The organism is Pleionea sp. CnH1-48, from assembly GCF_024124665.1.
Taxonomy (GTDB): Bacteria; Pseudomonadota; Gammaproteobacteria; order Enterobacterales; family Kangiellaceae; genus JAMXSB01.
Window position 1 is genome coordinate 22,970 of sequence record NZ_JAMXSB010000021.1, and the last position, 21,803, is coordinate 44,772.

Consider the following 21,803-nt stretch of genomic DNA (forward strand, 5'->3'; position numbering starts at 1 on the left):
GGCTGATGTTCTTTTATTAAAGAGCAACAGCCTTTGCTTTAAAACTGTGACAAAGCCGTTAATTTTGCTTTGTACAAGGCTTTCGTTTCGGCATCATAAGTTACCTCTAATGCCTGCTTCATTAAACTTTTTGCTCTTCTTATTTGACCTCTTTCAAACTCAGAAACAGCTAATCCAACATAACCTTGATGAAGATAAGGCGCCAGCTCAATCACTTTTTTGTAGTAACGAATAGCATCACTGATTTGATCTCTTCGATAAGCGTCCTGTGCTAGCTCCAGCCACTGAAAAGGGTCGGGCTCACCAATGGCCAGAATTTTTTGTTTGATGGTGTCGGCCTCAGCTGTGCGGTTTTGAGCCGTCAGTAAGCCATGATAGTTGCTAAGCAACTCCAGCTTTCTTTTAAAGTGTTCTATGCCATACACATAGATCGCCTCGGCTTCTTCTGGGTGACCTGTTCGACCATAAACAATAGCCAGCATATTCATGGCCTGAGCGTTGTCTTGAGAAATGTTTAGAGAATGTTTGAGTAGCCAGTAAGCGCGAGCATAATCTTTATCGATAATAGCGCCTGCCGCCTTGTTGTTAAAATACATGGCCATAAATTCATGAGGTTTTACACGACCTGCAGAGTAGGTTCTGGCCGAGGGAAAGTAGTCAATCACTACCGAGGGTTTCGAAATAATAAAATGGTTTTCTGGTGCTTGATAGTCGGGATCGTACAAAACAGTTCGGACGTGGCTGGAGGTGAGGATCACATCGCCTTTCTTTTGATAGACCGGAGGTGTTTTTACCAGTTCATAGTTAGCATTAATGCCTGCAACTTTGGCAAGTGCGGTGGTCACAATGGCTAAGGACAAGCAGTTGCCTTGGAGTTTATCCAAAGCTTCGTTCGCGGTGTAGGTTTCTCCGTGATAATTAAAATGTTGCGCAACGTTATCGAGGTAATTAGCAACACGTCGATTTTTAGGGAGGCTTTCATTTTTAGCAGACCAAAAGCTTTTACGAAAAGCCTCTTGATGCTTTTGTGATAACTGAAACAGCTGGTCAGCAGTGATAAAGGTTTGTGGTGGGCCGAACTCAGGATAATGGTTTAACGTTGGACGTGGCACCACGGGTTTAACTTCTGCTGGCTGACTGGGTGCCTTGGGCGCTTGGACGCAAGCGGACAGTGCCCATAGCGATAGGCATATAACGAGCCAGCGATGGAGAGTCTGAGCTTTTACTAACATAAGAAGGCCTCTTTACAACATGCTCTATACCCGTCGCCTTTCGAGGTGCAGCGGTGTTGGCTGCGCGCACTCACCCCAATCACTTAGTCTGTCTAAGCTCAGGGGATTCGCTTGCTGGCCGCCTACCTGCACCTTGAAATACTTTGGGCCTATATACATCATAGCGATAAATGTCTGTGAGTAACATCGGATTTGGCTTGAATTAAGGATGAATTTCGTTGCAGTGGGTTAACAAGGCATTTTGTGGATCGCACTCAATGAATTAATAGGATGATTTGTAGCAAGGACACAGCCAATTTTAGTTATCTTCAAATGAAATATTAAAACTTAAAATGTGATTGAATATTCAAGTAATTTGCGAAGTTGGTTTTTACTAAGTTCGCAGTTTCAGATATTTCTTTTGTTGTTACTAATTCGTGATTGAACTGTGAGTGTTTCGTGACCTGAAAAACTTAATTTTTGATTGCCTTAACTTGAAAAAAACAGCACAAGAAATTCAAGCGAGGGCATTTTTTGACAAAGTGGAGCTTTTCTTGATTTTGGGATTAGTTCTAAATTTGTCGATAAATATGACGACTGTTGGGTCCATGGTGATGTCTGTCTAACAGGTGCTAACCAATAAGAGAATAAGTTTGGAGTCGCAAAAATGAGTTTTGATAAACAAACAGAACAGAGAAAATCTCGGGTTATTAAAAGCCCAGGGATCAAAGTAAGAAAGGTTTTTAAAGAGCGAGCTGCTAAATCAGATAAAATTGAAAATAAAGATGAAGTATCAAGTAATTTGATGCTTGATAAGTCTGCGTTAGAAAGTCTGTCTCCGTTAGACCGGGTGTTGTTTGAGCAATATGCACAAGCAACGACGCAATCATTGCCTTACGCGGGGATTCATCAGGCGTTTGAAGCGATGGCGGAGTTGCAGCCACATGCCACCGCTATTTTGCACAAGGGTGACAGCATTAGCTATCAAGCCTTGGAGCATCAGGCCAACAGCCTGGCGGCACTGCTCGTGGAGCACGGAGTGACTCCCGGTATGCGGGTTGGGTTATTTGTTCAACGTTCTATTCCTATGGTTGTGGGAATGCTGGCGGTGCTCAAAGTTGGAGCCTGTTATGTTCCACAACATGTTGGTGTTGCTCCACCAGCGCAACTTGCCTACGTGATGGACAGTGCTGCAATTAATGTTGTGTTGACTTTGGCGGAGTACGCGCAAGATATTCCATTACAATCTGAGCACAAGTGCATCATTATTGATGACTTTATTCGTGAGTGGGTGGGGCATGAGGCCAGTCACTTTTTGAGTTATCAACCGCCACAAAATATCAGCGCAGAAGATGTTTGTTTTGTGTTGTTTACTTCTGGTACGACGGGTAAGCCCAATGGCGTTGAGGTTAGCCACAAAAATCTTTGCAACATTTTACTCACTCAGCCTGGTTCGCTTGGTATAGAGCCCGGTACTAAAGTTGCTCAAATACTTAATATTGCTTTCGATATGGCCGCTTGGGAAATCTGGGGTTGTTTGGCCAACGGCGGTACCTTATTAATTCGAGAAAAAGATATTCAACAAACTGCTGAACAGGCAGACGTCATCGTTGCAACACCATCGATATTAGCAAAGCTTGATAGTCGAGCTTGTCAAAATGTATCGGTCGTTGCAGTAGCTGGCGAGCCGTGCCCTCGACCTTTGGCCGATGAATGGGCTGCCTTCTGCGATTTTTATAATGCCTGTGGTCCAACCGAAACGACCATCGTTAACACCATGCAAAAACATCAAGTTGATGCAGAACGACTCACTATTGGTAAGCCCACACCGAATAATACTGTTTATATTCTGGATGAAGAACAGCAGCCTTGCCCGATTGGTCATGTGGGCGAAATGTGGGCTGGCGGTGATTGCGTCACTCGCGGTTATCTTAATAACGATATGCTCAATAAAGATCGCTATCGTCATGATCCTTTTATTAACGACGGTCGAAAAATGTTTCGCACGCGAGACTTGGGACGCTGGACATCGAGTGGTGAACTGGAACATTTTGGGCGCACAGATGATCAAGTGAAAGTGCGCGGCTTTCGTGTTGAGCTCGATTCTGTTTCTGCCATTTTAGAATCCGTTCCGGGTTGTCAAAAAGCCGTGACCTTAAAGCTGGATGACCGCCATTTAGTCTCGTTTGTCAGCCCGCAAACCGTTAATACTTCTATCGCCGAAAAAACCGTTGAGTCGGCGCTGCCTTACTATTGCAAGCCAGCGATGATTCTGACACTGGATAAACTACCCGTCACTAATCGTGGCAAAGTTGATAAGCGTGCATTGCTTAGCCTCGCTATAGAGTGTTACTCCAATCAACAAAGCTTCTCCGCACTTAAGCAAAAAGCAGGGAGGGTGAGTTAATGGAAGTTCAAGCTTATGCCGATGAGCAACTGGAAAAATCCAGCTCATCCAGATTGATCTCAAAAGTGTCTGATGCGGATCCCGTATCGACATTGAAGCAATGCCAATTGCCACCACAAACGTCCTTTTTTCGGCGGGTGTGGAAAGGCGCTGCATTGATGCACTATCACCGCCTTTTTGTGTTAGTGATGATGGTGAATATGGGGATCGGAATTTACGGTGCGATAGAGTTAGGATGGTTTAAAGCAGAAACTTTAGCGATTGATACTTTCTCTTCTTTAGTGCTTGCTAACTTTTTTGTTGCCATTGTTATTCGGCAGCATTACGTCATCAACTTATTGTTCGCAATTGCTACCAGTATTCCTAAGCATTGGCCATTGGCGCTACGAAGAATTGCAGCAAAAGTGTATCACTTTGGCGGCTTTCATAGTGGTTGCGCAACGGCAGGTACCTTGTGGTTTGCACTATGGTTGGGTGCTCTGGTGTTTGGACGTAATCAGCAAACACTGCAGGTGTCAGATACCATTTATGCGCTCGCTGTTACCTTAATGTCTTTGTTATGTGCCTTAGTAGTGATGGCTCTGCCTGCCATTCGATCGCGCTTTCACAATTATTTTGAGGCGACCCATCGTCTGGGGGGATGGACATCGTTGATTTTGTTCTGGGCGATCACGTTAGTGGATTTAGCTGAGCAGTCTCCAACGACTCCTTTGGTTTCAAAAATGTTGGCATCAACCGATTTCTGGCTACTTAATATCATAACCATCAGTGTTATCTTGCCCTGGTTAAGGTTACGCAAAGTACCTGTGGAATATACTCGACCTTCTTCTCATGCGGTACTGGCAAAGTTTGATTATGGCGTTACACCTTTTGCGGGCTCTTCCACCGCGCTTAGTCGCAGTCCTTTATTAGAGTGGCATTCATTCGCGAATGTACCTGCGCCGGGTGTTGATGGATTTCGATTGACGATTTCTCGAGCCGGAGACTGGACCGGATCACTGATCGATGATCTGCCTTCTCATCTATGGGTAAAAGGCATCCCTACTGCAGGTGTTGGTAACGTCGATAAATTGTTTAAACGAGTGGTATGGGTGGCGACTGGCAGTGGTATTGGGCCTTGTTTACCTCATTTGTTATCACAAGATACGCCGTCAAAATTGGTGTGGGCTACACGTAATCCACGTAAGACTTATGGCGATGAACTGGTTGATGAAATCTTATCTGTGCAACCTCATGCCTTGATTTGGGACACTGATGCGTTAGGTAAGCCCGATATGGTTAAGTTGGCTTATCAAGCCTGGAAGGAATTTGATGCCGAGGCTGTTATTTGCATCTCTAATCAAAAGCTCACCTGGCAAGTGGTGTATGGAATGGAGAGTCGAGACATTCCTGCTTACGGAGCCATCTGGGATTCTTAAATAACAATCTAACAAAACGTTCAACTTTATTTTCTATTAAGAAAAACCACAGGAGTTTTTATGAATATCCAATTAGAACGATTGGGGCGGGTTGTTATTGCCCGAATAAATCGACCTGAGGCACTCAACGCATTAAACGCAGATGTTATGGATGAGCTGGTGAGTTCCTTATCCATCTTTGATCGTGATCCAGATATCGGCTGCATGGTCATTACTGGAAGTGACAAAGTATTTGCAGCGGGTGCCGACATCAAAGAGATGAAGGACCAAACCTTTCAGAGCATGTTTTATGACGATTACTTTGCTGGCTGGGAGAGTTTTACTGCACTGAGAACACCCAAAATTGCCGCCGTTTCTGGTTATGCTTTTGGTGGTGGGTGCGAGCTGGCAATGATGTGTGACTTCATTTTGGCTGCAGACAACGCCGTGTTTGGCCAACCAGAAATTAAGTTAGGTGTTGTGCCTGGGATGGGAGGGACACAACGTCTTACTCGCCTGGTAGGAAAGGCTAAAGCCATGGACATTATTTTAACGGGAAGACATATCGAAGCTATAGAAGCTGAGCGTATCGGTTTGGCTGCGCGAGTCTTCGCTCTTAATAACTTTATCCCGCAGGTTCTGGAGGTCGCTAATCATATAGCAACTTTCAGCAAACCTGCGTTGATGATGGCAAGAGAACAAGTGGATCGCGCATTAGAAGTAAGTTTGCGAGAAGGCTTGTTGTATGAACGAAGAACTTTCCACTCTCTGTTTGCTACTCAAGATCAAAAAGAGGGCATGCAGGCATTTACAGAAAAAAGGCCCCCTAACTTTACCGGGCAATAAACCATTAAAAATGACGATAAAATAACTTGGAGAATATCATGAAAAAATTATTATTAGCATCACTGTTGGCTTTACCTTGTATGAATACTTTTGCCGATAACCATAATTTCTCGTTGAGTTTGAATCTGGTTTCGGACCGACTGTTGCGAGGCTTTTCATTAACCGATGAAAATCCATCAAACATTGCCGGGTTGCATTATGATCATGGCTCTGGCTTTTACGCTAAAGCCGTAAACTTTACCAATATTCAAATTACTGGCGATGATGGTGAAGTGTTAACCGATGCGGTTATTGGAAGAACCTTTGCATTTGATCAATTTGCTTTAGATGCTGGCTATATTCACCATTATTTTTCTGAAACCAACGAGGCAGAGTCTGGTGAGTGGTTTGTGGGAACCATTGTCGATAACTATAAGCTACACTACTACCGAAATAATAAGCTAGAAGAGCATTATTTAGATTTTAATTACGGTTACCCAATTGCAGATGGCTATCAGCTGTTACTTCATGCTGGTCGTTTAACTTCTGATGTGAACTCTGCGATGAACTTTTCTGATTACAGTGTAGGCGTCGTTAGTCAGCTTAATGATTTTCAAATCGGATTAACCTTTGCTTATAACGATAACGAAGAGGCACTAAGAGACGTCGCGGGTAGCCACGTTGTGTTTAATATCAGTACTGTTTGGTAACCTTGATATCGTGAGCATGCAGTTAGTCATTGGCTGTATGCTCTAGTTCCTTTTTAATACGCTCTTGTTGTTGAACTATAAAAAACTGTTCTGCGGTGTTGGAGGTGAGGCCATGGGCTTTTGTTAGCGCTTGAATGGCAGCGGGATAGTTTTTTATCTTTTCAAGAAGATGCGCATGAGTTAGATGAAAGGGCGTGTAGTCGATAAGCTTAGGATGCTGATGTTTGAGCTGCTCTAACCGTTCTAAACATAACTGTTGATGATGTTCTTCATTATGATGCATAGAGTAAGCAACCAGTGAGTTCAGCTCGATAACGGGATTGGACTGCCATTGTTGCAAGGTTTGATAAAGATAATAGATTTGTTGCCAATCGGTTTTTTGGTAGCTGCTCGCCTGGCAGTGCAATGCACTGATGGCGGCCTGGATTTGAAAGGAACCGGGTCGATTTTTGCTAAGCGCTTTTTTTAACAAAACATCTGCTTTATGAATTTTTTCTTTATCCCATAAACTTCTGTTTTGATGTTCCAGAGGTATGAGTGGATGATCGGCATCCGAGCGTGCGTTTTTTCTCGCATCATGACAGAGCATTAAGGCTAATAAACCTTCTGCTTCCGCTTCTTCTGGCAGTAGCTGACATAGTAAATAACCAATATCCAGTGCCTCGTTGCATAAGTTCTCTCTAATCCATTCGTCCCCATGACTGGCAGAATAACCTTCGTTAAAAATAAGGTAAATAACAGTTAACACTGATGACAGGCGCTCTAGCCATTGAGCTCGAGTTGGGATTTGGTAGGGGATCTTTGCCTGGCGAATTTTCTTTTTGGCTCGAACCAACCGTTGTGCCATGGTGGCTTCTGGCGTTAGATATGCACTGGCGATCTCGGCGGTTGACAGACTACAGATGGTTTTAAGTGTTAGGGCTACTTGTGCAGATTGAGACAGAGCGGGGTGACAGCAAGTGAAAAGCAACTTGAGTCGTTCGTCAGGAAATTCATCATCGCCGGATTCGTCGGTACTATAGCTCAACAGGGGCTCGAGCTGATGGATGACTTGTTGACCTGTTTTATGGTGGCGTAGATTATCAATTGCTTTTCTTGTAGCGACGGTCAGCAACCAGGATTTTGGCGAGTCAGGCCAACCATCGGTTGGCCATTTTTGCAAAGCTTTGATGCAGGCTTCTTGCAATGCATCTTCTGCAAGTTCCCAATTATTAAGGTGGTTAACGAGTACCGATAATATTTGTGAACGATGCTGTTTAATGTATTCGGCAATAGACTGCATTGCAACTCGCGCTTCTGCTTCGGTAATTAATATTTCATAACGGGGCGAACTTCGATAGAACCCCAGCCCGCAACGGGAATTTTGGCGGCTATCTCAAGAGCTTCATCAAGGTTTTCACATTCTAGAATATAAAGACCACCCAGTACTTCTTTGGTTTCGGCAAAGGGACCATCTGTGACTTCGGTTTTGCCATCTCGAATACGTAATGTACTGGCCGTACTTACTGGATTTAAAGCTTCGCCCGCGATTAAACGTTTGCTTTCAGCTAATTCGGCACCCAGTTGCTCAAAGCCAGCCATCATTTTGTTAAAAGCGTCAGTGCCTGGCATGGGATCTTTTGCTTCTTCAGAATAAATCAAAAACATATATTGCATAGGATGTTCTCCATCTTGTTGTATTTTGAATCAATGTTAGAGCCGATGTTTGTCTGACTCCCGTATTGAACATGATAAATAGTGATGTTCATAGTAGAGACGCTTGGCTTTGCTGTTTTTCGACATACACCCAAAGTTTTTTTTGCCGTAGTAAAAAACAGTATGGCGAAATCTGCGCGGCAAGTCTTATGATTCCAGCTTCATAATTATCTACTGTTTCAATTTGATTTTTATGTGGTACTATCGTACCAATAAGGGGCGGCTTTGAGGCCACTAATAATAAGTGATAATCGACCATGAAAAAACATAACCTATTGATTACTATTGCTTTTATTCTTTCTTCTATTGCAGCAAATAGTGCGGATGACTACACCAAAGAACTGTTCGAGCTCTATTGCCAATCCTGTCATAGCACTAAGGCATCTGGTGCACCGCAAGCTTTTGATCATGAGATATGGCAGCAGCGTATTAAAGAAAAGGGCATTAAGACGCTGGTAGAAAACTCAATCAAAGGGATCGGAAACATGCCGCCATTAGGTATGTGCATGGAGTGTGGTGAAGAAGATTTTCAACATCTGATTCGATACATGGCAAAGAAACCGTAAGTGAACCCAGACAGGGAGACCGAATTGTGGACTTAAATAAAATAAAAATAAATCGACGGGAACTGGTTCGTTTAGCTGGCTTAAGTGCTGGAGGTGCCTTGCTTGCCGGATGCTCTGGAGAGCAAGAAGTCGCTGCAGCACCACAGGGCATTGTTGGCAAAGATGGGAAACGTGTGTTGCCGTGGAGTAATTGGTCCGGCAATCAGTCATGCCAGCCTGCTAGCCGATTGGTGCCCAAAAACGAAGAACAGATCATCGATATTGTTAAGCAGACACAACAGCGAATTCGATGTGTTGGATCTGGTCATAGCTTTAGTGCTCTGGTTCCTACTGATGAAACTTTAATGTCGACGGCTCGTTTGCGCGGTGTTAACAAAATTTATCCTGAGACCATGGAGGCAGATATTGGTGGCGGCTCGCGTCTATCCACCATCGGTGAGCCCTTATGGGAGCAGGGCCTGGCCATGGTGAATATGCCTGATATAGATACGCAGGCACTGGCTGGGGCGCTAGCGACCTCTACTCATGGTACTGGCGCGACCCTGGGTTCTTTATCGAGCCTGGTTAATGGAATGCGTTTGGTGACTGCTTCCGGTGAGGTGATTGAATGTGATAAAGACAGTGAATTATTTAATGCGGCGCGCAGCAACCTTGGGGTGCTCGGTGTCGTGACGCAAGCTCGAATGCAGTTGCGCAAGTCTTATCATATACAAGAAACTTCATGGATGATGCCGCTCGAAGAAGGGTTAGAACAGGCCGAGTCGCTACGAGATTCACATCGGCACTTCGAAATGTACGCCTTGCCTCATGCCGACTATATTCTTGGCATCACCTTGGATGAAATTGAAGCCGATGCCGTCGAAGAACGCACCAGTGAAACGGGCGATGCCTACGAAACGTTTAAGACGATTTCTAACGTGATCGATTGGTTGCCCTTTATGCGCAGCTTTATTATTAATACAGCCGCACAAACTGTAGAGAAAGAAGTTCGTGGTGGTCGTAGTTTTGATGTCTTCAGTAATCTGAGGGATATTCGTTTTAATGAGATGGAATATTCGATTCCTGCGGAGCATGGTCCTGCATGTTTACGAGAAATTCTGGATGCGATAAAAAAGAATGATATCGATGTGATATTTCCTCTTGAATATCGTTATGTGAAGGCCGACGACATTTGGTTAAGTCCATTCTTTCAACGGGATTCTTGTGCTATCAGCTGCCATAACTTTCATGACCGCGATTACAAGCAATACTTTGCGATCATCGAGCCCATCTTTTGGAAGTACGAAGGGCGTCCTCATTGGGGCAAAATTCATACATTGAATCATGCGGAGCTCATGGCGCGTTTTCCTCGTATGGGCGACTTTTTAAAAGTTCGAGAGCACCTTGATCCAGATGGAAAGTTTTTGAATCAATCCTTAAAGCAGGCATTTGGTCTAGTTTAGCGTAGAAGAGAGACAGGTATGAAGCGTAGACATTTTATTGCGGGTACTTTGGCTGTCGGATCTTTAGCGGCGTTTATGGTAAAGCCTAAAGACAGTGGCTCTGGTTACGATGATTACTTTGCGCGCCTAAACGATGAGTTAAAAAGCAATGGACCCTATAAGCCTTCTGTGTTGGTTGATTTGGACCGATTGGATAAGAACATTGAACAGTTGAAAAAGACAATTAATCCTGACGTTTCTTATCGTATTGTTGCTAAATCACTGCCCAGTCCTGAGTTGCTTTCTTATGTGATGGAGAAAGCGAATACTCGACGTTTGATGGTGTTTCATCAGCCTTTTCTCTCTCATGTAGCCGTTGCTTTTCCTGATGCGGATGTGTTGATGGGAAAACCCATGCCTGTCAAAGCCGCTGAACGCTTCTATCAGCAGTTGCCTGAAGTCGCTGCGTTTGATCCTACTGCTCAATTGCAGTGGTTGATTGATTCTCCAGAGCGTTTGCATCAGTACTTGGAACTGGCAAAAGCAATAAATACCTCTATGCGTATTAACATTGAAATTGATGTCGGGCTGCATCGAGGTGGTGTTGATTCTCTGGATGTTTTTGAGCAAATGCTGGCGATTATAGAGAGTCATCCTGAGCATTTATCTTTTGCTGGCTTGATGGGCTATGATCCCCACGTTGTTAAACTTCCTTCGATTATTAAATCTAAAGAGCAGGCGTATCAAGAATCGCAAACAATTTATTCTAGTTTTATTGATTATGTTCGTGAGAAACTCCCACATATTAAGATCGAATCATTGTGTTTAAATGGCGCAGGAAGCCCGACTCTTGCCATGCATCAGCAAGGGTCGGTGATTAACGATATTGCTGCAGGTTCTTGTTTAGTTAAGCCGAGTGACTTCGATATCCCTTCTCTTAGCGCTTTTACTCCGGCAGCCTACATTGCTACCCCGGTTCTTAAGAAGCTTAAATCGACACAGATACCCGCTGTCGAAGCTTTGTCGAATGTGTTTGAGTGGTGGGATCCAAACCAGCAGCAAACGTTTTTTATTTATGGCGGCGAATGGATGGCACACTATGAGTCACCACAGGGGCTCCAGGGGAATGCGTTGTTTGGTAAAAGTACGAATCAACAAATGATCAACGGCTCTCATCGCGTTGAGCTGAAGGCTGACGACCATGTATTTTTGCGGCCGACTCAAAGTGAAGCGGTTTTTTTGCAGTTTGGTGAGCTTATCGCAATGCGAGGCGAGAAAATTGAAGGCCATTGGTCGATTCTTAAAGAGGCTTAATTCCATCAGCACATCGATACCCAAAGTATTTCGAGGCGTAGCCAACACCGCTGCACCTTGAAAGGCGACGGGTATATGTATCGGTTTTTCTTATTCTTTTTATGAAGAAGCCAGAAGGATAACAAGCTCTTTTGGATATGGATTTTCCTTGGGGTCTAGATTGAGTTGGTTAGCTTCATTGAAAGCTGGCTGAATTTTAACTAGACTGCGAATGACAGCATTGTTTTTTATTAAGGCTTAGTGCAATGCTGCGAGCCGTTGCTGTATGAGTACTTAATGAACTATTCGATTCTATTTTTTCAAAAGCAGAAGTTTATGGAAGTTCGCTTTTCGGGCGAGGTGCATGGCAGTGATATATTGCGCTGTCTTGCTGAAGGTATGTCTGATTCTCGTTTTAAGCTTGGCATGTCGTTATTAGTGGATTATACAGGAGCTCACCCGGTATTAGATCTGGATGATTATGAGCACATGCTGGCCTTTGCCAAAAAAGCCAATCCGCAGCGTGTTAAGTATTGTTCGGCGGTGGTCGTGGATAATGAAATTGACAAAGGTATTGCCAGCTTATGGTATCAGTACACTATGCGTATACCTGAAGAGGTTTATCAAATCTTTTCGACCCGAGCAGAAGCGATGGCGTGGATTGATGATTTTTATATCCATCATTAGAAAGTAAAGAAAGGATAGAGAAAAAGGGCTCAATTATGAGCCCTTTTTTGATCAGTGAACGATAGGAAGTTGTAATTCTGATTGAGCGTTGCGGTTAAATTTAAACGCCACTTTGTAAGGAAGTATGGTGGGGACACCGTACAGAATATCAAAAGTGTCAATGGCTACAGCAACGCGGTGGCCTGCTGGGATGTCATAGGCTGTTGCTACTAGTTCCCACTCTACGGTTTGAGTACTACCCGCATTGGCGTTATGCAAAGTAACAGGACCATGAGTAATCAAGGTGCCTGTGCCATTGGGTGCTACATCGTATAAGTAAGCGTTAAGCTGCATTTTTGAAGAAGAAGGTTTTACGTGCACTTTTATCTTTGGAATGCCTCGCAATTTCATCTTGCTGGATACTTCAGATGACTTAAAAACGATACCATTCACAGGACTGATTAAAGACAGTTTCGTTTTTACTGGGATTTTTAGATGGGCATCTAACAGGGCTGATAAGACAGGAATGCCTGTTGTTGCAAAAGTATCCAGGCCGCTATAAATGGTGTCGGTCTTTGTCCACCAAGGCTTATATTTTGATTGTGAAAGACCACCGTGAGAAAACCAGCTTCTCGACTCCATGTAGTAAGTTTTTGTGGTTGCCTGGGGGATTGGCCAGTCAGAGAAGCTGTCTGTTTGGTGAGTGAGATCGGTCAACATATTGACCGGAGCTTCCTGAGTGATGCCATTCTCTTCGCCTTTCAACCAATGATCAAACCACTTATGAGTTTTGTTCCAGGTGTAGTTATCTAGACCTACCAGACCAAAGCCTTCGCCACTGGCGTGAGTGCCTTGACGTAAATCTAATCGCTTAGGACCCGTTAACTGAGAGTAAAACTTCAATAGGTTATTTGGCTGGAAGAGGTTATCGCCAAAATTATTTGCCAAATAGACTGGAGCGTTTCTTTCGTTAATTAAATGCACATAGTTTTTAACTGAGCGTTCTTCTCCCCACTGAATGGTCGATGCTATGTTTCTGTTAAAAATTAGGTTGCTGTAGTTTTGGGCGATGGTGGGGTCCATGTTTGCTGTAATTAAGCCTGAAGAAACCAAAAAGAATCCCCAGAATAAGCGCGGCGTTTCATGTTGATACAAAGAGTCAATTAAAGAACCCCAGGTGCTCATAGCGACAGCTGTTTTAATGCGTGGCTCGCGCGCCAATCCCATTAAACTGATACCTGAGCCATAAGAGATACCACTAATACCTATGTTGTTCATATCGGCATCGGTATAGGCATCTAACCAGTCAACTAAGGAGCTAAGATCGGCCATGTCTTTGTCGCCAACGACATTCACTTCACCGCCAGAACAACCCCAGCCACGGGAACTATAACTAAGTACCTGATAGCCTTTCTTGGCAAACTGAGCGGCTTGAATCAGATATTCGTGCTCGTCGAGTACCCAGCTGTTGGCAAAAATAATGGTTGGGAATCCAGCGCGCGGCACCTCGCCTTTAGGAACAAATAAGTTGGCCGCGATTTTGGTGCCATCGTAGGACATCACTTCGATGGAATCGTCAAAGGTGTAATGCTCTGAGGGGGGCAGTGGGATCTCAAAGCAAATATTTGCATTGGCGGTTGATTGACACAGGATAGAAAATAAAATAGTGAAGCTAAAAAGAACAATGTTTTTCATGAGCTCATTCCTTATTAGGTCTTGAACTGCTTTGTTAATCTTGTTGTGTTTCTGGTACGACCTTCAACCAGTTGGGCTAAATGTAAAGTGAAATTAAAAAAAGAAAAGAGAGACTATTTACTTTTTAGTAAAGTGCACTGCACAAAAATAAAATTGTAATGAAAGCGACAAGTTAAAGCCTTATATTTCGCCCGGTTGGGCTGAGATTTTAAACACGGATGGGCTAAGTTTTTTGTTGTGAGATATTGTCTTTAGGCGTTTGCTTTAATGCGCTGCAATAAAATAGGTGGAAAAATTAAATCGATTGTTTTAAACAAATGTTCGATCTTCTGTGGTAACTTATTCCTTATACCCTCTTTGTTTATTAAGCAAGAATTCACTTTGCGTTCATTAAATTAAAGAACCGTTCTGTCGTTGAGTTTGCGGCCCTTAATCATGAAAACAATGATTCCGTTTTCATTCTATGATATGAATATTTGAGTTGTGATTTTTTGAGGATTGGCGATGAAGTTAAGAATAACATCAATAGGTCTATTACTCGGTCTGGCTGCTTGTGGTGGTAGTGATGACGGTGGGAATAGCGGGTTTAATCCTCCCGCTTCTGGGTTTGCTCAATGTTCTGTCGCCGATCAAAATGCTGTCTGGTTTAGTTATTTGCAAGATTGGTATTACTGGTATCAAGATTTACCAACTGGGATTGATGCTCAACAATATGCGTCACCTGCCGCTATGTTAGCGGACGTAAAAGTGGCCGCTGATCGTTTTAGTTTTATGATGTCGCAAGCTGACTATGATGCCTTTTTTAACAGCGGAACTTTTTTCGGTTATGGAGCGAGTTTTGATCGCGATGAGTCAACGGATTATTTTCGTGTTCGATATGTTTTCTCTGGAAGTGGAGCTGAAAGTGCAGGGTTGCAACGAGGAGATAGAGTCACACACATTAATGGTTTTTCGGTTACTGATATTAATGCACAACAAATGTCGAATGAAGCTGTGTTTGGACCGGATCAAGATGGCTTCACAATTGATGTTCGTTATATTACGCCCAACGATGAAACTCTTGATCGCCAGATGGTAAAAGGTACCGTCAATACCAACACTGTTTTTGACAGCCGCTTGCTTAATACCAATGCTGGACAGGTTGCTTATTTATCTTTTCAACATGGATTCATTGAACCCTCATCTGCCGAATTACAAACGGCTTTTGGTCAGTTTGCTGCAGCGAATCCTCGACAGATGATTTTAGATTTGCGTTATAACGGTGGTGGGCGTTTGAGTGTATCGCAATTATTAAGTTCTCTAGCGGGTGGTGATAATAGCCTTGGTAATAACTATGCAACCTTGCAGTACAATAATAAACACACTGACGCTAATTTCACTTTTGCGTTTTTAAACGAGACTAACAAATTAAATCTCGATCGTTTAATTGTATTAACAACGGATGCCACCTGTTCGGCGAGTGAAGCAGTCATTAATGGATTATCGCCTTTTATTGATGTTGTGACAGTGGGTGAAACTACATGCGGAAAACCAGTAGGTATGTCACCGCAATCTTATTGTGAGCAGGTAATGTCTGCGATTAATTTTCAGGTAGTGAATCATCAAGGCAATGGCGATTATTTTAACGGGATTAATGCAAGTTGTACTATCAACGATCAAATAAGAGTGGATTGGGCGCAATCTGGTGATCCTGTGTTTGATGAAGCGTTACAGTATGCCGAAAATGGTGCTTGTTCTACTGCGGTTAATAAATATGTACCGACAGAGAAAAGTCGTTTTTCTGGAGAGGCTTTTATAGGGAAAGATCTGCATTAGAGAAATCATTAAATGAGATTTGTAAAAGTTTAAAAAGTTCTAAATATTTCTTTATTGAGATATAAAGGCATTATTTTGTGTCTATTTTTACCAAATCGCAGTAATCAATAGATTTTCAATTATGGTTCGTTTATTATCCGCCGCCCTTTAAGTAGTCTCTAAGGAAATCGACTCTATGAACTTAAGAACTTTACGTAGCGCTGTTGCATTATTGGTTTTTGGATTATCAAATGCAGTTTTTGCAGCCGACTTCTCTGTACCTTCTCTTTCTCGTTGCCTGGACGATATGAAAGCCAGCAATACTCAAGATGCGAAAGTCTATAACTTATACACTGACTTCTACTATGAGATGGAAGACAAGCGTGATTACGCCGTTGAAGCGGTTAATCAAATGGCTAAATTATTTGCGCCAGAAAACTCTGAGTGTCGTCAGTTTTCACAACCGATGAACCGCGAAACGGTTACCTGTGAAAAAATTGGTGGTAGCGACGTTTGTATCATTCCAAGTGATGCAGGTGAGTTTGTTGTAGTAAAAGATTATGTGGACTCAACAAATATTGTTTTAACAGAGTACGATAATGATTATCGTCGTTTTCCGAGAATTAAAGCCGCTAATGATCAAGCTTCATTGTGGTTGCCAAAGCCAGAGTTATGCTACAGCGATTTGCTAGCTAACATTTTTGATAGCCAATCGTATATGTTGGATGCAAGCAGCTACACAAACTTTGGTGACTTCCGTTATGTGTTAGCACGCACCACTCGTGATTTGGTAAAGAGCATTGAGACAGATACTAACGAATGTCGTTATGAGACGTCTGCCCACGAAGCGGGTAAGACCCAATGTTTGTATCGTCGCAACAAGCCTTCTATTTGTGGCATCACTACCACAGGCGGCGGTTACTTTATTTATGTAACGGATGCAGACAAAAGCGTTCACTTAATCTTCAATCGTTGGGATTAATAATTGCTGACGCAGTTTGTCTTTTGAAATGCCGCTGATTCAGCGGCATTTTTTTATCCTTTCTCGCTGTAGTTTGTTCTCAATATGTAGCATTTCTTAATAGCAAAGCGTGCCAATGCCCGGTGATATTTTTGTCACTCCATTAGTGTTTTGGCTGTGGTTCTAGATACAGTCCTATCTCTACGGTGGGAATAGTTTTTGCTGGATTCTTGATTCTCCCCACATAGAAAAGTTCTACAGATACAACGAGTTGCACAGTGATAAAATCTAGGCGAATGGATATCCACCAGTCCTTTTCTGGCAATGGTTATTCATGCTCTCCCTTGTTCTTATAAAAGTCAGTTACATAGTGTCGAACTAAACCCTCTGAAGCCAGAAGAGAATATCGACAATGGATGTAAGGGGTCTCTTAATGTGACCAGAGTAAAGTGCTATAGTCGGAGTGTCTGAAGGTCTATTTGATTCCTAGTGCAGCTAAGCTCGCCAAAAAAGGAGTTAAGGAGCTTTCTGAGAATATTAGTGAGAAACAGATTAAGAAGAATACAACTGACTCTTGTTGCTTTGTTGCTGGAACTCAAGTTTTGACCGAAAGTGGTTATAAGAATATCGAAGATATAGAGTTAGGGGAGAAGTTATGGGCAAAAAACACTGATACAGGAGAGCAAGACTGGAAGCCTGTTACAAGACTATTTGTTGAACCTGGTCGTGGAATTTATGAAATTAAATTGATTGGCCAAGATGGGTTTATCCAAAAGATAGAAGCAACTGATGATCATCCATTCTATGTAGTCGGCAAAGGGTGGAAGCAAACTCTTGAACTTGATATCGGTGATCGTATTGAAACCGATGGTTATGGTGAGATGCGAGTGCTTCACGTTCTAGATGAAAAACGTTCAGATGTGACTTATAACTTCACAGTGGCAGACTTCCATACTTACTATGTGACAAAACGTAATGTGTTGGTGCATAATTGTAACAAGGAATTGCATGAGCAGGCTGAGTTAGCTAGAGATAATTTAGCGGCAGAGTTAAAGAAGTCAAAACACCCACCAGCAGCAGTTGTTGGAGCTTACTCTCCTTCAAGTGGAAAAGTTGTTGCTGGTGCGAGCAAGGGTGGAGGACGAGGATGTGCTGAGTTAAGCTGTTCCGAAGCTTTAGGTCACCCGTCTGATATTCAGTTTACAAGAGCCGTTAGGCCTCGAACTAGACAAGATGTTCCTGTTTGTAATACATGTGAAGGCTCGTATGGACGAGATGCTTTTCCTGATCCAAAAACACGGTACAAAAGTGAGGGGGCGAAGCCTGAGAACTATGAAGACATTTGAAGATATTCTAGGGTATGAGTACGATTGGCTAGCGACCGATAGACTGGGGTATGTCGCGCTTTTTAGTACGGCTGGATTGGGGTATGCACCTCTACCATTTTTAGAAGATACCGATTTGTATGATGATACAATTGAAGCAATATTATGTTTGTCTGTTAGTACTGCTTCAAAAGTCTACCCTAAAATTGACATAGAGCATGATAATACTTGGAAGAGAGTGTCTGAGAGAGGGCTTTATAGTTTTGATGCAGATGTGAATACCGGAATATATCATGTAGCTAGTATTCCACAAGAACCTTTGTTATTACATGAGTTGCCTAAAAATATTGCAAGTGTAATAGAGAGAGTTAAATTGGAAAGTGTTCTTTTCAACGAGGCATCTATCATTTCTGAATTGGATATAAAGAGTAAATACAGTGCTCAATAAATTTAAACTGCATTGAAGACACCCTGTTTATGAGAGGTGAGCTTAAACCTCTCATAAACAGTCTAGATTAGTTAAGATTGTTAATTATTTAGCTTAGCTACCAAAAGTTTGTCGGACAGATAACAGATAAAACAGATAAAGGACATCCATTTTTCAAATTGACAAGTCTAACCAGACGAACTTCTTAAACTTATTGATTAAAAGGATATTATAAATGACCCGTGCACGGATGAGTGTACTGGTCGTTTCTGGGTGGGCCGTTTTAAAACAATTGCATTGCTGGATGAAGCCGCTGTATTAACTTGTATGGCCTATGTTGACTTAAACCCTATCAGAGCGAATATTGCCCATACACCCGAGGAATCAGACTATACTTCTATTCAACAGCGACTGAAAGTTCAGTCAAATGCAAAGACAGAACCGCCATTGATACTTATTACTCGAGCAGAACAAAAGCATCGACATTCTTTCTCTTTTACTTTGAGTGACTATCCGGAGCTGGTTGATTGGGCTGGAAGAGTAAAAGTAGAAGGAAAGCGTGGGGTTATTAAAGAGAGCGTACCGCCCATATTAAGACAATTGAATATCAGAGAAGAGGCCTTTGTTAGCCGAATGGTAGGAGGCCGGCTCTTGACCAATATTGGTGTTTTGGGACGAGTAAAGAATATTGAACGGTTGATAAGCAGGTGGGAGCGCTGTTTTATCAAAGGTCAATCGCTTTCGAAATTAGTATTTAATTGGGCTTCAAAAAGGAAGCATCAATAGACACCCTGTTTATGATAGGTGAGTTTAAGCCTCTTGCTGGCCGCCCAGTGAACTTTATAATTTATGGCGACGCTAGTGCCGCAGCGGTAAGACCATAAGGTTATAGGGTTTTAACAATGACTCTAAAAGCATATGACCTTTATGGTTTTAACTCTGCCGATTTGGATGTAGCAAAAGAGCTTTTGAATAAAGAACTTAATATCGAGCTACAAGCACATGAAAGCCGATATCATTGCGGAGAATATTTTCGTTTCAAAGATGTGGGTGAAGAGCACTTCATTTTGCAGAAAAATCACGATGATTTTGAAAATGAATGGACTGAAGAGTCATTTTCTCAATACCCTGTTTTATTGTATGTAAATGAAGCCGAGAGGTCAGAAAAAGTCAAAGCGCTACTTGAAAAAGATAGTCTATTTAAATTGCTAGAACATGAGCTAGCTTAGTCTAAGAGCACAAGTCAGTCTGGGGGCTTTGCCTGCTACAAATGGGAAAAGTGTTCCTCTAAGTGAAGTGCATTGGAGTAGCGATGGGCGTGGAGACCATCTGAGTCTGCGTCAACATCCTTTCATGGCGTTGGGTAAAGGAGACTGTAGTAGAAGATATTCAGAGCTGTAACTTTGTTGATACTTTAGATTTTCCGTTTGCATTGCTCCTAAGTATCGAGATGGCAATAGCAGACACACTGTTTATGAAAAGAAATTAGGTTTTCTTTGAGTGTAGTTAATCGTCGGATCCATGAAGTTAGAGTGCTACAGTCCGAGTATCTGACGGCTTACTTTTTTACGGATTGAGTAAAGTGTTATACTCGAAGTGTCTGAAGGTTTGTTTGTAGTGAATCCCCCTCTTTTGAAGAAGAGGGATGGAGAGATATATGATGGGAGAAAGAGACGCTTGTATCGCTGATATGCTGGAGCTTACAGCTGAGTTGAGAGACTTGGAGAATGCTTCATGGAGTTCTCTTCGAAAGCTTTTGAAAAGTAAAAGGATAGATTTAGACAGTGTATTACTAGTAGCTTTTGTAGAAAATGGTAGGGGATTAGAGAGAGGCTTGTTGGTGACTCAGGATGAGTGCTTTGAATATGAAGCCGAGAGCGGTAACTTTTCTAGTGTAAGGAAATGGTTACAAGGAAAAGAAAATCTAGAGTTGTTTGACGATGTGTTAAGTTATGTTGATTGGGCTCAGGAGTATTTCTCCACGAGCGTTCTTATTAAGAGCGAAAGCAAGCATTAGAGCGAATCCTATTTACGAGAGAAGTTTATTGACAGTGATAAAGTAAATATGGAGGCCCGCCAAAGAGACGAGCTAATGAGAATTTCTTAGAATGAATAAAGCAAAGATATGCCCATAATATCTGCATCTTGGGCTTTTCTAAATGCTGGTATGATTCTCAGTCTATCTGCTCTAAACTCATAACCTAGACCTACATGAGGAAATACATCATTACCGTCATCGCTGTTTTCAATGCCTAAACCGAAGCTGAGTTGAAAGCCGTGGCTTGTGTAATAGTTTGCGCTAAAAATAGTGTTTGTTCTGTCATCACGATTTCTATATTCATAAGAATCATAGCTTAAGCCATAGCCCCATTGTCGGGACTTTCTGTACTCATAAGCAAAGCCTGTGAAGCTTTCGGATTCACTGAGCTTTATCTTTCCGAAGTTTACACCCAAAGAATGGGGGCCCGAAGCATGTGCTGATGAAATCGCACTAAAAAACGATACTGCTAGTAAAGTGCGCTTAAGTCGCGAGTTGAGCATAGTTGGATAATCCTATTTTTTGTATATTTGATAATCTTGAAAAGAATAAGCGAATTATAAGTCTCTTACACAGTAAAATCCCATACCATTTAGCAAAATTATAAGTATAAAAGATATACTGTTATAATATGCTGGCAAGTTACTGATTTACTTTTCTTAAATGAGCCAGTGGCTATGAGTAGATCTTATCTAAGAAAGGAAAAATTTTATGAAATTATTAACAGCCGCTTCTGCTGTGCTTTTACTTTCGGCATGTGCTAACAAACCTTGGTCAGAAGTTGACGGAAGTAGAAGCAAAGGAGCTGATCCCAAAAACTATGATGTTTTTATATCCGGTATTGATGGGAAGCTATACTATGACAACATGAAAATGAGAACAATGGAACCTGGTTTTAGGTATCTAAGACTTACGAGTACTAAACCTGATAGAAAAGGGCGTTACACTTATAATCCATTTGCAATGCAGGCTAAACCTTGTGTCCGCTATATCGTGTCTGCCCAGCATGACAGCAACATCAATTATGATAACAAGCAATGGAAAGTTGTTGTATTGAGAGAGGAACCAATCAAAAGCTGTGAAAAGCTAATGGGAGAAGGACCTGGGGACAAGTTGGAAGAAACTCATAAAGAGTAAGCTAATACTTAATTGCTCTTTGCTACTATTTGAGTTGACAAATTATAACCAGTAACGTATCTTTACCGCCTCGCTAGGAAGGCGGTTTTTGAGAGTATCGTGGATATAGACCCTGTAAATTATTCTGTGTATCTGCCAGTTCACATATATTCATCTAAGCGGCCATCAAAAACAATCATAAAATGATTTAAGGCCGCTTTCCAATTTCTAATCGGCATAGTCCACTTTTTTGAAG

At 42.3% G+C, this 21,803-nt stretch carries 21 protein-coding genes; 16 read left to right on the top strand and 5 right to left on the bottom strand.

The features are described 5' to 3' along the window. Nucleotides 1-38: 38 nt before the first annotated feature. Entirely contained in the window at nucleotides 39-1,232 is a 1,194-nt protein-coding gene (locus NH399_RS24675) for a lipopolysaccharide assembly protein LapB (RefSeq protein WP_253044109.1), read from the bottom strand. A 646-nt stretch (nucleotides 1,233-1,878) separates the two neighbouring features. On the opposite strand from NH399_RS24675, the gene NH399_RS24680 reads away from it, so the two are divergent. From NH399_RS24680 to NH399_RS24695, 4 genes are read left to right on the top strand one after another with little or no spacing between them, the layout of a single operon-like run. Further along, nucleotides 1,879-3,618 carry an amino acid adenylation domain-containing protein gene (locus NH399_RS24680; RefSeq protein WP_253044110.1) on the top strand — a complete coding sequence of 580 codons (1,740 nt, stop codon included), beginning with the start codon at nucleotides 1,879-1,881 and terminating at the stop codon, nucleotides 3,616-3,618. Then, the gene (locus NH399_RS24685) at nucleotides 3,618-5,036 is read left to right on the top strand and encodes a hypothetical protein (protein ID WP_253044111.1); all 1,419 of its coding nucleotides are present in this window, start codon (nucleotides 3,618-3,620) and stop codon (nucleotides 5,034-5,036) included. Before NH399_RS24680 ends, NH399_RS24685 begins: the two co-directional genes overlap by 1 nt. Before the next feature lie 60 nt (nucleotides 5,037-5,096). After that, on the top strand, nucleotides 5,097-5,861 hold the full coding sequence (locus tag NH399_RS24690) for an enoyl-CoA hydratase-related protein (protein ID WP_253044113.1): 765 nt from the start codon (nucleotides 5,097-5,099) through the stop codon (nucleotides 5,859-5,861). 38 nt (nucleotides 5,862-5,899) lie between these two features. Then, nucleotides 5,900-6,550 carry a TorF family putative porin gene (locus NH399_RS24695; RefSeq protein WP_253044115.1) on the top strand — a complete coding sequence of 217 codons (651 nt, stop codon included), beginning with the start codon at nucleotides 5,900-5,902 and terminating at the stop codon, nucleotides 6,548-6,550. Between the two features lie 22 nt (nucleotides 6,551-6,572). On the opposite strand, the gene NH399_RS24700 is transcribed toward NH399_RS24695, so the two are convergent. Both NH399_RS24700 and NH399_RS24705 read right to left on the bottom strand, forming a co-directional pair. Beyond that, nucleotides 6,573-7,832, bottom strand: coding sequence for an RNA polymerase sigma factor (locus NH399_RS24700; RefSeq protein WP_253044116.1), 1,260 nt, complete (start codon nucleotides 7,830-7,832; stop codon nucleotides 6,573-6,575). A gap of 26 nt (nucleotides 7,833-7,858) precedes the next feature. Next, entirely contained in the window at nucleotides 7,859-8,206 is a 348-nt protein-coding gene (locus tag NH399_RS24705; protein ID WP_253044117.1) for a YciI family protein, read from the bottom strand. Nucleotides 8,207-8,502: 296 nt separating this feature from the next. Here NH399_RS24705 and NH399_RS24710 point away from each other — a divergent pair, with 296 nt between their 5' ends. From NH399_RS24710 to NH399_RS24725, 4 genes are all read left to right on the top strand, one after another. Beyond that, nucleotides 8,503-8,811, top strand: coding sequence for a cytochrome c5 family protein (locus tag NH399_RS24710; protein ID WP_253044121.1), 309 nt, complete (start codon nucleotides 8,503-8,505; stop codon nucleotides 8,809-8,811). A 26-nt stretch (nucleotides 8,812-8,837) separates the two neighbouring features. Continuing rightward, nucleotides 8,838-10,253, top strand: a complete 1,416-nt coding sequence (locus NH399_RS24715) for a D-arabinono-1,4-lactone oxidase (protein ID WP_253044123.1) — start codon at nucleotides 8,838-8,840, stop codon at nucleotides 10,251-10,253. Between the two features lie 18 nt (nucleotides 10,254-10,271). Continuing rightward, nucleotides 10,272-11,546, top strand: coding sequence for a DSD1 family PLP-dependent enzyme (locus tag NH399_RS24720; RefSeq protein WP_253044124.1), 1,275 nt, complete (start codon nucleotides 10,272-10,274; stop codon nucleotides 11,544-11,546). Nucleotides 11,547-11,822: 276 nt separating this feature from the next. After that, nucleotides 11,823-12,212, top strand: a complete 390-nt coding sequence (locus tag NH399_RS24725; protein ID WP_253044126.1) for a hypothetical protein — start codon at nucleotides 11,823-11,825, stop codon at nucleotides 12,210-12,212. 51 nt (nucleotides 12,213-12,263) lie between these two features. Here NH399_RS24725 and NH399_RS24730 read toward each other — a convergent pair whose 3' ends face one another. Beyond that, entirely contained in the window at nucleotides 12,264-13,886 is a 1,623-nt protein-coding gene (locus tag NH399_RS24730) for a CocE/NonD family hydrolase (RefSeq protein ID WP_253044127.1), read from the bottom strand. A gap of 504 nt (nucleotides 13,887-14,390) precedes the next feature. On the opposite strand from NH399_RS24730, the gene NH399_RS24735 reads away from it, so the two are divergent. The 7 genes from NH399_RS24735 (at nucleotide 14,391) to NH399_RS24765 (ending at nucleotide 20,410) form a co-directional block, all read left to right on the top strand. Continuing rightward, nucleotides 14,391-15,701: a S41 family peptidase gene (locus NH399_RS24735; RefSeq protein ID WP_253044128.1), complete on the top strand. Its 1,311-nt coding sequence runs from the start codon at nucleotides 14,391-14,393 to the stop codon at nucleotides 15,699-15,701. Between the two features lie 175 nt (nucleotides 15,702-15,876). Beyond that, a complete protein-coding gene (locus NH399_RS24740; RefSeq protein ID WP_253044130.1) occupies nucleotides 15,877-16,662 on the top strand; it encodes a hypothetical protein in 786 nt (261 codons plus the stop codon). 458 nt (nucleotides 16,663-17,120) lie between these two features. Then, complete coding sequence (locus tag NH399_RS24745; RefSeq protein WP_253044131.1) at nucleotides 17,121-17,987, top strand: polymorphic toxin-type HINT domain-containing protein; 867 nt, start codon at nucleotides 17,121-17,123, stop codon at nucleotides 17,985-17,987. Then, nucleotides 17,974-18,414, top strand: coding sequence for a hypothetical protein (locus tag NH399_RS24750; RefSeq protein WP_253044133.1), 441 nt, complete (start codon nucleotides 17,974-17,976; stop codon nucleotides 18,412-18,414). Before NH399_RS24745 ends, NH399_RS24750 begins: the two co-directional genes overlap by 14 nt. A 252-nt stretch (nucleotides 18,415-18,666) precedes the next feature. Beyond that, the gene (locus tag NH399_RS24755; protein ID WP_253044135.1) at nucleotides 18,667-19,179 is read left to right on the top strand and encodes a hypothetical protein; all 513 of its coding nucleotides are present in this window, start codon (nucleotides 18,667-18,669) and stop codon (nucleotides 19,177-19,179) included. A 116-nt stretch (nucleotides 19,180-19,295) separates the two neighbouring features. Continuing rightward, on the top strand, nucleotides 19,296-19,622 hold the full coding sequence (locus NH399_RS24760; protein ID WP_253044137.1) for a hypothetical protein: 327 nt from the start codon (nucleotides 19,296-19,298) through the stop codon (nucleotides 19,620-19,622). Between the two features lie 428 nt (nucleotides 19,623-20,050). Further along, the gene (locus NH399_RS24765; RefSeq protein WP_253044139.1) at nucleotides 20,051-20,410 is read left to right on the top strand and encodes a hypothetical protein; all 360 of its coding nucleotides are present in this window, start codon (nucleotides 20,051-20,053) and stop codon (nucleotides 20,408-20,410) included. An 86-nt stretch (nucleotides 20,411-20,496) separates the two neighbouring features. Here NH399_RS24765 and NH399_RS24770 read toward each other — a convergent pair whose 3' ends face one another. Beyond that, nucleotides 20,497-20,934 carry a TonB-dependent receptor gene (locus tag NH399_RS24770; protein ID WP_253044143.1) on the bottom strand — a complete coding sequence of 146 codons (438 nt, stop codon included), beginning with the start codon at nucleotides 20,932-20,934 and terminating at the stop codon, nucleotides 20,497-20,499. 208 nt (nucleotides 20,935-21,142) lie between these two features. On the opposite strand from NH399_RS24770, the gene NH399_RS24775 reads away from it, so the two are divergent. Beyond that, nucleotides 21,143-21,568 carry a hypothetical protein gene (locus NH399_RS24775; protein ID WP_253044145.1) on the top strand — a complete coding sequence of 142 codons (426 nt, stop codon included), beginning with the start codon at nucleotides 21,143-21,145 and terminating at the stop codon, nucleotides 21,566-21,568. Nucleotides 21,569-21,803: the final 235 nt, after the last annotated feature.